Source organism: Lachnoclostridium sp. An131 (assembly GCF_002160825.1).
GTDB lineage: Bacteria > Bacillota > Clostridia > Lachnospirales > Lachnospiraceae > Laedolimicola.
The window spans coordinates 246532-261855 of sequence record NZ_NFLI01000002.1 but is presented as its reverse complement, the minus strand read 5'-3'; the positions used below and the strand labels follow the sequence as shown (position 1 = coordinate 261855).

13 protein-coding genes are annotated in these 15324 nt (G+C 42.1%); 1 reads left to right on the top strand and 12 read right to left on the bottom strand.

What is annotated here, in order from left to right:
- Nucleotides 1-144: 144 nt before the first annotated feature.
- The 11 genes from B5E77_RS02775 to B5E77_RS02725 form a co-directional block, all read right to left on the bottom strand.
- Complete coding sequence (locus tag B5E77_RS02775; RefSeq protein ID WP_087163864.1) at nt 145-1023, bottom strand: D-psicose 3-epimerase; 879 nt, start codon at nt 1021-1023, stop codon at nt 145-147.
- 39 nt (nt 1024-1062) lie between these two features.
- Entirely contained in the window at nt 1063-1686 is a 624-nt protein-coding gene (gene hxlA, locus B5E77_RS02770; RefSeq protein ID WP_087163863.1) for a 3-hexulose-6-phosphate synthase, read from the bottom strand.
- 16 nt (nt 1687-1702) lie between these two features.
- The gene (locus tag B5E77_RS02765) at nt 1703-3211 is read right to left on the bottom strand and encodes an FGGY-family carbohydrate kinase (protein WP_087163862.1); all 1509 of its coding nucleotides are present in this window, start codon (nt 3209-3211) and stop codon (nt 1703-1705) included.
- 160 nt (nt 3212-3371) lie between these two features.
- Entirely contained in the window at nt 3372-4511 is a 1140-nt protein-coding gene (locus tag B5E77_RS02760) for an ROK family protein (protein WP_162609627.1), read from the bottom strand.
- Between the two features lie 135 nt (nt 4512-4646).
- The gene (locus tag B5E77_RS02755; RefSeq protein ID WP_087163860.1) at nt 4647-5222 is read right to left on the bottom strand and encodes a hypothetical protein; all 576 of its coding nucleotides are present in this window, start codon (nt 5220-5222) and stop codon (nt 4647-4649) included.
- 9 nt (nt 5223-5231) lie between these two features.
- Nucleotides 5232-6176: a transketolase family protein gene (locus B5E77_RS02750; protein WP_087163859.1), complete on the bottom strand. Its 945-nt coding sequence runs from the start codon at nt 6174-6176 to the stop codon at nt 5232-5234.
- A gap of 3 nt (nt 6177-6179) precedes the next feature.
- Nucleotides 6180-7022 (bottom strand): transketolase, encoded by an 843-nt coding sequence (locus B5E77_RS02745; protein ID WP_087163858.1) that lies wholly within the window; start codon nt 7020-7022, stop codon nt 6180-6182.
- A gap of 11 nt (nt 7023-7033) precedes the next feature.
- The gene (locus tag B5E77_RS02740) at nt 7034-8551 is read right to left on the bottom strand and encodes a sugar ABC transporter ATP-binding protein (protein ID WP_087163857.1); all 1518 of its coding nucleotides are present in this window, start codon (nt 8549-8551) and stop codon (nt 7034-7036) included.
- A gap of 124 nt (nt 8552-8675) precedes the next feature.
- Nucleotides 8676-9803 carry a sugar ABC transporter substrate-binding protein gene (locus B5E77_RS02735; RefSeq protein ID WP_087163856.1) on the bottom strand — a complete coding sequence of 376 codons (1128 nt, stop codon included), beginning with the start codon at nt 9801-9803 and terminating at the stop codon, nt 8676-8678.
- Nucleotides 9804-9862: 59 nt separating this feature from the next.
- On the bottom strand, nt 9863-10837 hold the full coding sequence (locus tag B5E77_RS02730; protein ID WP_087163855.1) for an ABC transporter permease: 975 nt from the start codon (nt 10835-10837) through the stop codon (nt 9863-9865).
- Between the two features lie 51 nt (nt 10838-10888).
- Entirely contained in the window at nt 10889-11389 is a 501-nt protein-coding gene (locus B5E77_RS02725) for a VOC family protein (protein ID WP_087163854.1), read from the bottom strand.
- A 199-nt stretch (nt 11390-11588) separates the two neighbouring features.
- Between B5E77_RS02725 and B5E77_RS17185 the strand changes: the two genes are divergently transcribed.
- Entirely contained in the window at nt 11589-12269 is a 681-nt protein-coding gene (locus B5E77_RS17185; protein ID WP_087163853.1) for an orotidine 5'-phosphate decarboxylase / HUMPS family protein, read from the top strand.
- A 120-nt stretch (nt 12270-12389) separates the two neighbouring features.
- On the opposite strand, the gene secA is transcribed toward B5E77_RS17185, so the two are convergent.
- Nucleotides 12390-14960 (bottom strand): preprotein translocase subunit SecA, encoded by a 2571-nt coding sequence (gene secA, locus B5E77_RS02715; RefSeq protein WP_087163852.1) that lies wholly within the window; start codon nt 14958-14960, stop codon nt 12390-12392.
- Nucleotides 14961-15324 lie beyond the last annotated feature (364 nt).

Below are 15324 nucleotides of genomic sequence, written 5' to 3'. Positions count from 1 at the left end.
GCATAACCTTAACTTTTCAATATTCAATTTTTAAAGCAGCCACCGAAAGATGGCTTGTTTGTCATGCGATTAAAGGAATGGATACCCTCTACTTTTCATTTTCAATCTTATATTCCTTCCTTTCGCTTACTTATATTAAAAATATCAAAAAATAAATTTATCTTTTAAAAACGACAAAGCTTGTCTTAAGTACTTATCAAGCGCATCTTCATCTGCACCATGACTTAGATCTCTCCATACACGAATATCTCTTCCTACTTCCCCACCACACTTTAAAAAGGGTTCCATAACTACTCCTTTTTCATAATTAATGTCTTGGAGTGCGTAGCCCACAGCATCCCAATCTATCGTACCATTCATTCCTGGAAGCTTCCTATTAGCCTCTCCTACATGAAAATGACCAAGACGTTCCCCTGCAAGGCGAATCGCATCGCACATATTATCTTCTTCAATATTCATGTGATAGGTATCAAGTAAAATATTAACATTCTTTTTTCCAACCTCATTACAATACATAATTGCTTCTTCACAGCTGTTCATAATATAAGTCTCATTTCTATTCAACACTTCCAGCGAACAGTCTATTCCAAACACTTCCGCAGCCTCTCCCAGTTTTCTCAGCATCGGAATACTTCTTTCCCATGCAGTCATTTTATTTGTTTCCGAAAAATCTGAAGGCCAAAAAGAATAGATTGCTCCTACAAGTACTGGAGAATGGATTTCACCCATTTTCTTTACTATGTCTATAAAGTAGCCCAAGCCCCGTTTTCTTACCTCAGGATCAGGAGATGACAAGTCATATTGCTTTGCAGGCCCACTGTTAATAGAAAAAATCAACCCATACTCTTCTCCAACAGCATTAAGTTCTAGTAGTTCCTTATTACTCATGTGATAAATATGATCTGCATTGAGCTCCATCATCTGAAATCCCATGTCTGCTAGTTTTTTTGCAACCTTCTTATAATGTTCCAAGTCTGATTTCCAGGTAGTTCCCCAGTAAGCATATCCCATTCCAAACTTCATTTCTATTCTCCTTAAAATTACTTGAAACAACAATACCTCTTACATCAATTCTCTTATTGTTTGTATCGCTTTTAACGGATTTTGTGCCTTTGTAATTCCACTTCCCACAACGATCCAATCTGGTAATGCACTTTTTACTTCACCCATTAATGTCTCGTTTATTCCGCCTGATATTCCTATCTGAGAATTCTTTGCATACTTTTTTACTTTTTTCATATCTTCAACTGGCGTCTTAAAATGTCCCAAGGTATCATGAGCTGTATGTAAAAGAATATAATCAAACCCCATTCTATCCAGCTCCTGTACCCTTCCAGACAAATCTGCGACTCCTATCGCATCTGCCATAGCTTGCTTTTTGTTTTCTCTAGCTGCGTTTATCACCCCTTTCAGGGTTATATCATTCGTCATTCCAACAGCAGTCACTATATCTGCCCCCGCTTTATATGCCTCCCGGCCAATCTCATATCCCCCATCTACAATTTTTAAATCTGCCAAGACCATCAAATCCGGGTATGCTTCTTTCATTTTCGTAATTGCTCGAAAACCCTCTGCATATACTAAAGGGCTTCCAATTTCTATAATATCAACATAAGGGTGTAATATTTTCATCATTTGCAGTGCAGTATTTATACTAAAAAAATCTAATGCTATCTGCAGTTTCATTTTTCTCCTCCAAATCTTAAAATAAGGGCCATACTGCTTCCATTAAATTTAATACCCGTTTAAAACGCTCATATTTTTCAGCATATATTTGTGCATACTCTTTTCTAGGGTAAATGATGTTTCCAGGCTGTACCATTTTTTCAATTGCCTCTTCAATATCCGAATAAATTCCAGCAGCAACGGAAGCGGCAATTGCAGTTCCCTTCGCACTCATTTCATTATTTTCAAAAACCTCCACCGGCATTTGTAAAACATCTGCAAATAGCTGCATCCAAACTCTTGAATTTGCTGCCCCTCCTGCTACTTTTATGGTGGAGGGCTCCTCTCGATTATTTACCAAATGCTCATAATGCATCTTATGTACAAAAGCTACTCCTTCATAGACTGCCCTGAACAATTCTCTGTCTGTATGCTCCGCGCATAAGCCAATCCATGCCCCTCTGCTGATACCTGAACCTTCTCCTCCTCCATGTTTAAATCCATGAAAGGTTGGCAGAAAAATCAGTTTACTGTTTTGCGGCTCTATACTGTCAACCATCTCATTTATTTCATGATACTCTGCTCCGTCCATTTTTCCTTTTACCAATATTTTTTTTACCCACTCCAAAATTCCTGCTGATGCCGCGCTTGAGTCTTCAATCAAATATGTATCTGGTAAAGAGTACAACGAATTAAACATTACAGAACCATTTGTTACCGGTGAATAAGAAACATATCCGTTCACTCCACAAGTTCCTGTAATCATAAACAGACTCTTTTCATCTGTAATGCCCATAGCAAGGACACCCGCATCTACATCAAACATTCCAGCTGCGACCGGAGTCTCCGGTCGGCAGCCACATTCTACAGCTGCTTCGTTAGTCATATACCCGCAAATTTGTGTATCCCAGACGAGAGGAGGAAGCTTATCTTCTATTTCCGTTATTCCAAAAGCCTCAAGCAGTTCCCTGTCATATTCTTTTGTAAGTAAATTAACCAGACATGTTCCTGACTGGCATCCCTTTCCAGCTACAGCTTTTCCAGTCATTTTATAAACCAGGTAATCCTTCATAGAAAATACCCATTTTATTTTTTCATAATTTTCTGGCTCTTCATCTTTCAGCCACCGCAGTAAAGGTGCTGTCTGCCCTGCAATAGGATGTTGCAATATTTTATCAAATACTTTATCCGATGTACCATCATTTTCCCATTTTACGCAATACGAATCTGCACGCAAATCTGATGATGTAATGGCATTTCTAATGGGTTTTCCATCTGAATCAACCATATATAAACCTTTTCCCTGCCCCGAAACTCCTATGCAGCAAATATCCTCTGGTCTAATTTCTGATTTCTCTATAAGATTTTTTATACACGCTGAATTTGCTTTCCATAAGGCCTCCTCATCAAACTCTCTTCGCCCTCCTGCTATGTTTAAGGCATTATTGGGGATTTTCTCTGTCACAATCTGATGCCCTCTGACATCAAATAAAACCGCTTTTATATTAGTTCCTCCATTATCAACACTAAGTATATATTTTTGCATATGTCTTTCTCCATAATAAAAAAGCTGTACAGATATTCACAGTACAGCCTTTCACACTCTCTGTTTATCTGCAAATATCCAATATTAGAATGCTTCTTAATGCTCAATTACACGGTTATCATACATTTTAATTCGGATAAAAGCTTTAAACAAAAGACATTTATGCAATTCCAAGATATTCTGTTATAATAAGCAAGGCACTGCCAACCACATATCCATTGGCTCGAAATTTACTCAATATACACACGGGAGAAGAACGTTCAAAAGGAATCAATTTTGATATTTTCCCTGTCAGGCGCTCAAAATCTTCCTCAATATACGGGGCAATTTCACCTCCTAAAATAATTGGCATATCTAAAATTAAGGACAAGTTGCTGATTCCCAAAGCCAGATAGTCCAAATATTCTTCCCAGACCTTCTGCAGACCATCATCTGTTTTCTTTTTTTCAAAGAAAACTTTTAGATTCTTTGTTGCAGCTGCTTTTAAAAGCACTCGGGTTGAACAATACGTTTCAAAACATCCTGCTCTCCCACACTGGCATGGTTTTCCATTAACCTGGATAACCATATGACCAATTTCACCTGCATTACAGTTTTCACCGAGCACAATGCTGTTTGAACGAATCAGCGCTCCTCCCACACCTTTAGATACCGACAAATATACTGCATCGTAAATATCTGTTTTCAACCAAACTTCTGCAAACCCTGCAGCATTAGCATCATTACAGAACACAAACGGACAATCAAAAATCTGCTCCAGATATTCATAATTAAAATCACGTATCTCTATGTGAAAATCACGTACAGATTCAACCCGTTTTTTTTCTCTGTCGACCGGCCCCGGCATAGAGATACCAATGCCGAGAAGCTTCGATTCTGGTATTTGATTAGACGACAATAATTGCTGAATTTCAAAATTCATCTCTTTCCAGTAATCGCTTTCTACGGAAAAAGGAATTTTCATATAACATTCCTCAATAATATTGCACGCCATATTCATCAATGCAATTCTTGTCCCTGTTTCTGTAATTTCTACTCCAACTACAGCAAATACATCTTTGTTGAACCAGACTAATGTAGGAATTCTTCCTCCAGAAGAACGGACACCTTTTTGAAAATAAACTATATTCTCTTCTTCAAGCTCTTGAACCAATCCATTTACTGTCGGAAGACTCAGGCACAAGTTACGTGCTATTTCCTGTTTTGTCATTCCGTCGTGAAGATACAGTAACTTAATTAATTTTTTTCTGTTTTCTATTCTTACATTTACGTTACTTACCCCGACCTCTTGTCCCTTCATGTTTCTCCTATGCTGACCGTTTTCCCCCATAAATTGTATATTTAACTGGCATCAATTTCCAATACCTTACCGTATATTATACAAAATCCTCCTTGCAAAAACAAGTATCTTTTCCTTACTTTTACCCCTTGTTATCTACTCGACATTTCTATGTCTGGCCTCCAAATCATTATATGTCAGCCCCAATTCTTCAGTCAAAAGCATAATCATAATATCACATAGCATATATAGATGCTGCTCATATTGGTTTCCCATCATCTGCACTGTAGGTATTACATCTGTTCTGTGAGCCAGGTATGCCGTAGCTTTGACAAAGACAGTATAATCTGCATATTTTTTAACATGTGCTCCATCTGGATTACCTGTAAACATCAAAACATTTCCTCCAGCCTGTTTCACTTTTGTTAAGTAATAGTCAAACGAACCTACTTCTCCTGAGCCCTCAGATGTTATATACAAATCCCCAGGGGTTATTCCTATAGTTGTATCATCGAAAACCCAGTATACTTTTTTCCCTAAATGCGCCAGACGCATAGCAAAGCCCCGTAAAGAAATTCCTTCTCTTCCCGCTGCAAAAACGAAAATTTTTTCTGTCTTTTTTATTATATCTAAGGCCTTCTGAAGTTCATCCATGCTAAGCAGCTTAAAGACTTCGCTGTGTTCTTTTGTTATTGTACTGCTTAATTCTTGATACCTCTTTTCCAAATCCATAAGCACATGTCACCCTCTTTTCATATTTATTGCTTTTTTTGCTGCTTCCGCAATCGTGACTGCATTCAGTCCATACATGTTCATCAGCTTCAAGGCATCCCCTGAGCGTCCAAATTTATCACGAGTCCCCACACGGATTACAGGAACTGGATATTCTTCGCCAAGGAATTCTGACACAGCACCTCCCAGTCCCCCTGAAATATGGTGCTCCTCCGCAGTCACAACAGCTCCCGTCTCTTTTGCCGCCTTAAGTATTAGCTGATTATCCAGAGGCTTAACTGTATGTACATTGATAACTCTTGCACTTATTCCCTTTATTTCCAAAGCTTTTGCCGCCTTAAGAGACTCCTGTACCATACAACCTGTAGCCACAATTGTAACATCTGTTCCGTCTCGCATCAGTACTCCTTTTCCAATTTCAAACTTGTACGAGGGGAAATCTGTTACTGTATCTACGGACATTCTGCCCAATCTTAAATATGCAGGACCTTTATGTCTCTCTATCGCTCTTACAGCTTCCCTTGTCTCATTTCCGTCCGCCGGGCATATAACCATCATATTTGGTATTACTCTCATCAATGCCAAATCCTCCAAACACTGATGAGTAGCCCCATCTTCTCCTACTGAAAGCCCCGCATGTGTTCCTATTATTTTTACATTTAAATTGGGGTATGCAATGCTGTTGCGAATCTGCTCATATCCTCTTCCTGCACAAAACATCGCAAAAGCATGAACAAACGGAATATATCCTGCCGTTGCCATTCCTGCAGCCATTCCAATCATATTGGCTTCAGCAATTCCCACATTATAAAAACGTTCTGGATACGCTTTCCCAAATACACATGACATCGTGCAGGTAGAAACATCCGCATCAAAAGCAATAATCGAAGTGTTTTTTCCAATTTCCTTTAAAGCTTCTCCATATGCATGCCTGGTTGCAATTTGTTCTGCCATATTCTACTCCTCCAATTCCGCAGCTTTTGCATATAGCTCCTCAAATGCCTTGGCAAATTGTTCATCATTAGGTGTCTTTCCATGCCACTCACATGTTCCTTCCATAAACGAAACACCTTTTCCCTTTATCGTATCAGCCAGAATCATGGAGGGTCTTCCCTTTTCCTTTTTTGCGTTATCTATTGCTTCCGCAATTTCTTCTACATTATGCCCGTTGATTGTCTGTACAAAAAAACCAAAGCTTTCGAATTTTTCCTTTAAATCTCCTGTGTCAAGAATTTCTTTAACCGTTCCATCCAGCTGTACCTTGTTCGAATCTACTATTCCAATTAAATGATCGATATGGTTTGCAGCCGCAAACATACAGGCCTCCCAAATCTGCCCTTCTGCTATTTCTCCATCTCCCAAGACTGCATACACCATATAATCCTTATGTGCTTGTCTTGCTGCCAAAGCCATTCCAACTGCAGCAGAAAACCCTTGTCCTAAAGAGCCTGTCGACATATCTACACCTGGAACATACTGCATTTCTGCATGACCAGACAAATGTCCATCTATTTTTCTAAATGTGTCAAGACGTTCTTTCGGAAAAAAACCTCTAAGGGATAATGTGGGATACAGTGCAACTGTTGCATGTCCTTTTGATAAAACAAATCTGTCCCTGTCCTCCCAGTCTGGCTCCTCAGGTTTTATATTCATCTTTTCAAAATATAACACCGCCATAATTTCTGATAGCGAAAAAGCACCGCCAATATGTCCGGAATGAGCCGATTGAACCATTTTTAATCCGGTAATTCGCAGTTGTGCTGCTATTTTTTCCAATTCGCGTATTCTTTCTTTATTCATATTGTATCCCTCTAAGTAGTCATTCCTATTTCCTGATCAAAGATTAAATTCATGATTTTTACCTGTTCTGCTTCTTTGTGGTCCAAAATTCCTTTTAATTTTCCCCTGTGCATAACCATGACCCGATCACTCATTCGAAGAATTTCAGGCAGCTCTGAAGATAAAAGGATTACTGATATCCCCTGTTTAGCTATGTCATTAATCAAAGCATAGATTTCTTCTTTTGCCCCAACATCTATCCCATGAGTAGGTTCATCCAGCATCAAAATGTCCGGCTTTTGCAGCAGCCAGCGGGCAATAATCACCTTTTGTTGATTACCTCCACTTAGGTTTACTATCGTTTGCATAATACTTGGAGTCTTAATAGAAATTTTTTCTATATACTCCTCTGCAAGATCTGTTGTGGATTTCATATTCATAAAAGGACCTTTGGAATGAGTCCTCGCATAGACTAAAACCATGTTATCACGTACAGCCATCTTCAAAAACAAACCTGCTTCTTTTCTATTTTCAGGTACCAGTCCAATCCCTTTGCTGATGGCATCTGTACAGCTTCGAATTGTTACTTTTTCTCCTTTCAGGAAAATTTCTCCCTTGACCTGTCCATAATATCCAAATACAGCATTTAAAAGTTCAGAACGCCCTGCTCCCACAAGTCCTGTTAGTCCCAAGACTTCACCTTTTCTCAATTGAAAGCTTACATCATCTACATATCCAGGAACACTCAGGTTTTTTACCTCCAATATTACAGGGCTAGAAGAGTCGCTGTCCATAAATTCCCGAGCAGAATTAAAATCACTTTTTCTGCCCACCATATGATGAATCATTTCAGACATACTTGTAGTCTTCGGATCTAAACGAATTATGTATTCGCCATCCCTCAACACAGAAATTGTATCTGCTACTGCCAATACCTCTTCCAATTTGTGCGTAATGAATAAGATGGACACGCCTTCTTCTCTTAAGCCTCTCATAACATTTAAAAGAAAATCAATTTCATTTGTCGTTAAAGAAGCCGTGGGCTCATCCATGATCAAAAGCTTTGCGTTTGTAGAAATAGCTTTGGCAATCTCTACCAGCTGTTTCTGAGAAATTCCCAAAGAGCTTACCAATCCATTCGCATCAATATATCCAGCACCCAGCCTTTCCAGAGCTGTCTTAGTCTGCTCATGCATACTCTTCTTGTCTACAAACCCAAAACGGTTTTTGAGCATACGTCCCTGAAATACATTTTCAGCCACCGTCATATGCTGGGCTAAGGACAATTCCTGATGAATCATGGATATTCCCTTTTGCCTAGCCATTTTTGTAGAGGTAAAACGAACCGGCTCATCATCGAATTCTAATTCTCCACTCGACTGCTGGTAAACTCCGGAAAGAATATTCATTAACGTCGACTTTCCTGCTCCATTTTCTCCTACAATGGCATGAATTTCTCCCCGTTTTATATCAAAAGATACATTGTTTAATGCTTTTACACCCGGAAATTCCTTTGTAATATTCTTAATTCTACATATATACTCACTCATGGCCGTTCCTCCGGAATGTCTGTGAAGCAGGGGCTATACGCCCCATGCTTCACCATTTTTCTATTTTCTCAATATTCCACTTACTACTCTTCTCCCTGTACAGTTAGCATCTCAAAATTTCTGTTTATTCAGCAACATAAACCTCATCAATATTTTCCGGCGTTGCAATCTGTCCCTCAATCAGATTTACTTTCTCAGGTGTAATTCCGCCTACTAAATAATTAAAGGCATCGATTACTGGCGCATACCCCTGAGTAAACGGTTCCTGATCCAGCACACCACTAATAACTCCACTCTCTACAAACGGCATTGTATCAGGCATCCAATCATGGCACACCATAACAATTTCTCCTGAAAGTCCCGCATCCTCAATTGCCTGTGCAGCACCGCCGGGACCTCCTGCGGTTACATAGATACAGGATATATCAGGATTTGCAGTGATAAGATTCGTCGTCAACTCATATGCTGTTTCATATAGATCGTTATTCTCATACTCCCCTACTAATTCCATCCCTTCATATTCATCCATGACACTACGGAAGCCCAATCTTCTTGCCTCATGACCCGAAAGTGAAAAGTTTCCTGTAATAATTGCATATTTTCCTTCTCCACCCAACTCTTCAACAGCCAATTCACCTAACGCTTTTCCACCTTCAAAACCACTCTGTCCCCAGAAGCTTAAAGCTTCACTGTCGGATTCTGATTCTCCTGCTGGATTGTTGAATATAAACACTGGAACACCATTAGCCGTGCATTCAGAAATAATGTCCTGTAGCTGTTCGCCAAATCCGTTGCAACAGATTGCGTCATATCCTGCTACCATGCAGCTTCGAATATTAGACTCATATTCCGTAATGTTGTGTTCCTTAATGGAAATAAAATCAACTACACAGTTTCTATCTGCAAGGACCTGAGTAGCATATTCCACGCCCTCGTACACGTATAGATCAAACGTATTGGTATTCATCCCCACAACTGCAATTCTTACCGTTTCATCTGCTACCTGATCTACCGGGAGCACAGCAAGCCTCTTGCCCTCAGGCACCTCAATTTCTGCTGCAGGCACAAAATCTGCCGTTTCTGCTGCTTCTGCCGTCTCTGTTGTTTCCGTTGTCTCTGCTGTCGCATCTGTAGAACTGTCAACCCCTGTTGTTTGCGTATCTCCTCCCCCACTGGAGCATCCGGCCATTATTGTAGACACTCCAAGAACTGCTGCCAGCATCATAGCAATCCATTTTTTCTTTGTTTTCATACCTTTTTCTCCTTTTCTTTTTATTTTATTGGGATTTCCCAATACATTCTTTTCCCCTTTTACACGGTTGCCTTCTTCCTACGCAAGCTATCTACCGCAACAGCAATGACAACAACCACACCCAGTGCAACTATCTGCGCATACCCTGAAACAGCAAGCAGAACAAACGCATTTCTTAATACTCCCATTATCATAGCTCCCACTAGAACACCAAAGATATTCCCTTCACCTCCAGACATACTGATTCCTCCAATAACAACGGCAGCTATCACATCAAGCTCTGCTCCCTGCCCCAGTGAAGCATCGGCAGTGCCCAGAAGCCCCACCTGAATAACCGCACAGACTCCTGCCAGCAATCCTGTTATCGCATAAGTCATTATTTTTACATAATCTGTTTTTATTCCCGACAGCTTGGCTGCTTTTTCACTGTTACCTAAAGCATAAATATTCCTTCCAAAAATCGTATGTTCAGCAATAACATATCCTATTATGACAAGCACAATCGTTACTATAACCGATATTGGTACAATTCCTATATATCCGCCTCCAAACTGATGAAGCCATGTCCCTCTATATCTGATCGGGAAACCTTTTGTAATCATTAAAGCTCCCCCATATGCAATATTCAGCATTCCCAGTGTAGCAATAAACGGAGGAAGTCCTACCCAGGCAACCAAAATTCCATTAATTATTCCAGGGATAATACCTGCAACCAGCATTGCAATCAAAACCATTCCTGGGCTCCATCCCCATTCAGCAACCACCCCGCCAACGCATGCAGACCATCCCACCAGAGAGCCTACTGATAAGTCAATTCCACCAGTAATAATAATATAAGCCTCTCCGATGCCCAGAATTGCATATACTGCGATCTGACGTAATATATTTAAAATATTCTGCGGCGTAGCAAAAACATCACTAGCTAAAGTTAAAGCAAGACAAAATATTATAAGTACAAACGTCATTGTTATTTCAGGTCTTGAAAGGAATTGTTTTAAACTTATGCTTTGTTTATTTTTACTTGAAGCTTTCATAATGCTTTTCCTCCTTATTGCCTGTGCTTTTCAAGACACCCCAATGTCATATCACATTTCCTCTTTAGCCGGAAAATAACGTGCCGGTAAATCAATCTCTCCAGAATTTCCAATTTCAATATTAATTCTCAAGCTTTCATGTGTATCCGGATAGTACCAACAATCTTTGTCTACTTTACCAGAATGCAGGATCGGCATTCCCTGGTTTTCGAAAAAGGAAATTGCTTCTCCTATCTCTTCGTCTTTAAATCGGAATTTTATATGATGTAATCCTTCACCATGATCGGCCAGCCACAAATACGCTGGATTATTTTTCGTAACAGGCTGACATATTTCAAGCTCTACATTTCCTACCCAGCAACACGCACAGTCAAAAGCAAAATCTTCTGTTTCCTCTTTACCCTGAAACACATATTCCCGACAAATATCTTTATTTAGTCGTCTAATGTTCCAGGGACCTATGCCCAGCTTTTCCCAGTAATTTTTCAACACCGCATCCAAATCGTTGACCACAAGGCATACCTGAGCAATCTCCCAATTCATTTTTTTCATACACCCAACCTCCTGTTTGCTTATTATTAATATACTTTTATTAAAGTTCTTTATTTTATAGATTATATTCTACAACAGAAAAATCTGTCTGTCAATTATTTTTTAATAACTTTTATAAAAGTACTTGATTTTTTATACTTATTATTTTACACTATTGATAACAAATACAGCATTATGCGAATAAAAGGAGGGTTTTCTTATGGAACAAAATACTTACAATCAAATGCCATGGGTGCAGGCAGCAATTGATGTACCTGATTTAGAATCAGCTGTTGCAATTGCAAAAATGGCTGTTGAAGCCGGATGCGATTGGATTGAAGCCGGTACGCCATTACTATATGGAGAAGGATATAAAGCTATTGCTGCTTTAAAAGAAGTTGCAGGTTCCCGTCCTGTTGTGGCAGATTTTAAGGCCCAGGATGGATGTTATTCCTATTTCATGGAAGCAAAAAAAGCAGGTGCTGATTATGCAGTTGTATCTGTAGTTAATAATGATTATGGAACCTTGGAAGCATTAAGAGCAAGAAAAGACTGTGGTATTAAAGTGTTAGCCGACCTGTTTGGAGTAAGTGTCGCTGATGCTCCTAAACGAGCCCAAGAAGTTGCTTCGTTAGGAGTAGATGGAATATGCATACACTTTGGTTTTGACGAATCTCAGTATAACAAAACACGCCGTCAGTCTGACGGCGTTAGAGAAGTAAAAAAGGCTGTACAAATTCCTGTAAGCTGTGCTGCTGACACATTGGAAGAGGCAATCGAAGCAATGAAACAAGGTGCTGATTGGGTTTTCTTTGGAGCTGACTACTTAAATGAAGCTTCTCCCGAAAAACTCGCTCCATTAAAGCACTATGTTGATACTATGCATAATTGCCGTAGATAGTACTATTACCATACTGCAATAATAGGCTGCTAAAAGCCGCTAATTAACCATATCAAAAATAATATCCCTGTTGGAGTTAACATTCAATTTTGTAAACATCCAACAGGGATTATTTTCATCTTATGCCTTTCTTCCGCAGCACTGCTTATACTTCTTTCCGCTTCCGCAGGGGCAGGGATCATTCGGATATACCTTGGCGGCCTCGCGCTTCTTCGGCGCGCTCGCCAGCGACGTATCCTTATTGGTTCCGGTTACCTTGGCTACCTGCTCACGCTCAGCCTTCTCCTCCACGCGCACGTGAAGCAGAATCCGGACAGTCTCCTCCTGGATGCTGGCTGTCATAGCCGAGAACATCTCATAGCCGCTCAGCTTGTACTCTACCAGCGGATCGCGCTGGGCGAAGGCCTGCAGGCCGATGCCCTGGCGGAGCTGATCCATGTCGTCGATGTGATCCATCCACTTCCGGTCAATGACCTTCAGCAGGAACACGCGCTCCAGCTCGCGGAGCATCTCGGGATTCGGGAATTCGGCCTCCTTCAGCTCGTAGAGCTTCACAGCCTCCTCCTTCAGCATATGCTTCAGTTCATTCTTGTTTTTCTTATCTGCAATGCGCTCCGGTGTAATGGGCTCCAGCGGAATTGTCCGGAGCAGCGTCTCATTCAGTCCCCGCAGATCCCAGTCTGCCTTGTCCTGGTCGTCGCCGATCAGGCTGTCTACCACATTTTCCACCGTATCCGTCAGCATCTTATAGATGGCGTCGCGCATGCTCTCACCGTTCAGTACACGGCGGCGCTCCGCGTAGATAATCTCGCGCTGCTCGTTCATAACCTGGTCGTACTCCAGCAGGTTTTTACGGATACCGAAGTTGTTGCTCTCGATCTTCTTCTGGGCCTTCTCAATGGCGTCAGACAGCATCTTGTGCTCGATCTGCTCGTTTTCCGGCACGCCCAGAGTATTGAATACACCCATCAGACGCTCCGATCCGAACAGGCGCATCAGATCGTCCTCCAGAGAGATATAGAAACGGGACTCACCCGGATCTCCCTGACGTCCGGAACGGCCGCGCAGCTGATTGTCGATACGCCTTGCCTCATGACGCTCGGTACCGATGATTTTCAGTCCGCCTGCGGCGCGGGCGTCATCATCCAGCTTGATATCTGTACCACGGCCAGCCATATTCGTGGCAATAGTCACGGCTCCATGCTGTCCGGCAAGGGCCACGATCTCCGCCTCGCGCTCGTGGAACTTCGCATTCAGCACCTCATGCGGAATGCCTTCCCTGCGCAGAAGACCACTCAGGTATTCGGAGGTCTCAATCGTGATCGTACCTACCAAAACCGGCTGCCCCTTTGCATGGGCTTCCTTGATAGCCTCTATTACCGCATGGAATTTTTCCTTCTTCGTCTTATATACAGCGTCATCCAGGTCCTTACGGATAACCGGACGGTTCGTGGGAATCTCGATAACGTCCATACCGTAGATCTCACGGAACTCCTTCTCCTCTGTCAGAGCCGTACCGGTCATACCGGCCTTCTTCTCGTATTTATTGAAGAAATTCTGGAAGGTAATATTTGCAAGCGTCTTGCTCTCACGCTTCACTTTTACGTGCTCTTTTGCCTCGATGGCCTGATGCAGACCATCAGAATACCGGCGGCCGGGCATGATACGTCCCGTAAACTCGTCTACAATCAGAACCTGATCGTCCTTTACCACATAATCCTGATCCCGGTGCATCAGATAGTTCGCACGCAGAGCCAGAATGATATTGTGCTGAATCTCCAGGTTTTCCGGATCCGCCAGATTTTCAATGTGGAAATAGTCCTCTACACGCTTCACGCCGTCTGCCGTCAGGTTTACAATCTTATCCTTCTCATTGACAATGAAATCTCCGGTCTCCGTGATTTCCTCGCCCATGATAGCATTCATCTTGCTGAACTCACCACTGGCTTCGCCGCGCTTCATGGACTTTGCCAGCACGTCGCAAAGCTCGTAGAGCTTCGTAGACTTTCCGCTCTGACCGGAAATAATAAGAGGCGTTCTGGCCTCGTCGATCAAAACAGAGTCTACCTCATCGATGATCGCGTAATGCAGCTCTCTCTGAACCAGCTGCTCCTTGTAGATGACCATGTTGTCACGCAGATAATCAAATCCAAGCTCATTATTCGTCACATAGGTGATGTCACAGGCATAGGCTGCCCGGCGCTCATCGCCTGTGCTGCCATTGAGCACCACGCCCACGGTCAGTCCCAGAGCCTCATGCACCTTTCCCATCCACTCTGCATCACGGTGGGCCAGGTAGTCATTTACTGTAACAATATGAACGCCCTTTCCTTCCAGCGCATTCAGATATGCGGGAAGCGTAGATACCAGCGTCTTTCCTTCACCCGTTTTCATCTCGGCAATACGGCCCTGATGCAGAATGATTCCGCCGATCAGCTGTACCCGGTAATGCTCCATGCCAAGCACACGTCTGGCTGCCTCGCGGACTGCCGCAAACGCATCCACCAGCAGATCGTCCAGTGTCTCGCCATTTTCCAGGCGCTTCTTAAACTCCTTCGTCTTTCCCTTCAGCTCCTCGTCCGACAGCTTCATCATCTCCGGACGCAGCGCCTCGATTCGATCCACGATAGGATAGATTCTCTTTAATTCATGCTCACTGTGTGTTCCAAATACCTTTGTTAAAAAACCCATCTGATTACTCCAATCCTTGCGGCCCAGGCCGCCTTCTCTTGACCTTCGGTCAATTCACCTTGCACCCCAGGGGGCCTTCTCTTGACCTTCGGTCAATTCACCTTGCCCCCGCATTTTGCTTCAGGCAATACTCTGTTTTGTATTTTAACACTATATGGAGGATTATTCAAGAAAAGAAATTCTCAGGCCTGGAAGCCTGGCCTGAAGAGCGGCGTTTTGCGGCCGGCTGTCCAGCCTTTGAAAAGCGCCGCAGACAGCGGGGATGCCGGACGGCTGACTCTCCTGGCCGTCCCGGCATCCCCGCTGTATTTTTTCTTTTAAGACCTCTCAGGCTTCCTGCCTGACGGTTTATTTTTTATCCTGC

Bases quoted from the DNA above. Each gene is read 5' to 3' on its own strand.
- B5E77_RS02750 (WP_087163859.1), bottom strand. From the start codon at position 6,176: ATGGCAGAACAAATTGCAACCAGGCATGCATATGGAGAAGCTTTAAAG.
- B5E77_RS02765 (WP_087163862.1), bottom strand. From the start codon at position 3,211: ATGCAAAAATATATACTTAGTGTTGATAATGGAGGAACTAATATAAAA.
- B5E77_RS02725 (WP_087163854.1), bottom strand. From the start codon at position 11,389: ATGAAAAAAATGAATTGGGAGATTGCTCAGGTATGCCTTGTGGTCAAC.
- secA (WP_087163852.1), bottom strand. From the start codon at position 14,960: ATGGGTTTTTTAACAAAGGTATTTGGAACACACAGTGAGCATGAATTA.
- B5E77_RS02740 (WP_087163857.1), bottom strand. From the start codon at position 8,551: ATGAGTGAGTATATATGTAGAATTAAGAATATTACAAAGGAATTTCCG.
- B5E77_RS17185 (WP_087163853.1), top strand. From the start codon at position 11,589: ATGGAACAAAATACTTACAATCAAATGCCATGGGTGCAGGCAGCAATT.
- B5E77_RS02755 (WP_087163860.1), bottom strand. From the start codon at position 5,222: ATGGATTTGGAAAAGAGGTATCAAGAATTAAGCAGTACAATAACAAAA.
- B5E77_RS02760 (WP_162609627.1), bottom strand. From the start codon at position 4,511: ATGAAGGGACAAGAGGTCGGGGTAAGTAACGTAAATGTAAGAATAGAA.
- B5E77_RS02775 (WP_087163864.1), bottom strand. From the start codon at position 1,023: ATGAAGTTTGGAATGGGATATGCTTACTGGGGAACTACCTGGAAATCA.
- hxlA (WP_087163863.1), bottom strand. From the start codon at position 1,686: ATGAAACTGCAGATAGCATTAGATTTTTTTAGTATAAATACTGCACTG.
- B5E77_RS02735 (WP_087163856.1), bottom strand. From the start codon at position 9,803: ATGAAAACAAAGAAAAAATGGATTGCTATGATGCTGGCAGCAGTTCTT.
- B5E77_RS02745 (WP_087163858.1), bottom strand. From the start codon at position 7,022: ATGAATAAAGAAAGAATACGCGAATTGGAAAAAATAGCAGCACAACTG.
- B5E77_RS02730 (WP_087163855.1), bottom strand. From the start codon at position 10,837: ATGAAAGCTTCAAGTAAAAATAAACAAAGCATAAGTTTAAAACAATTC.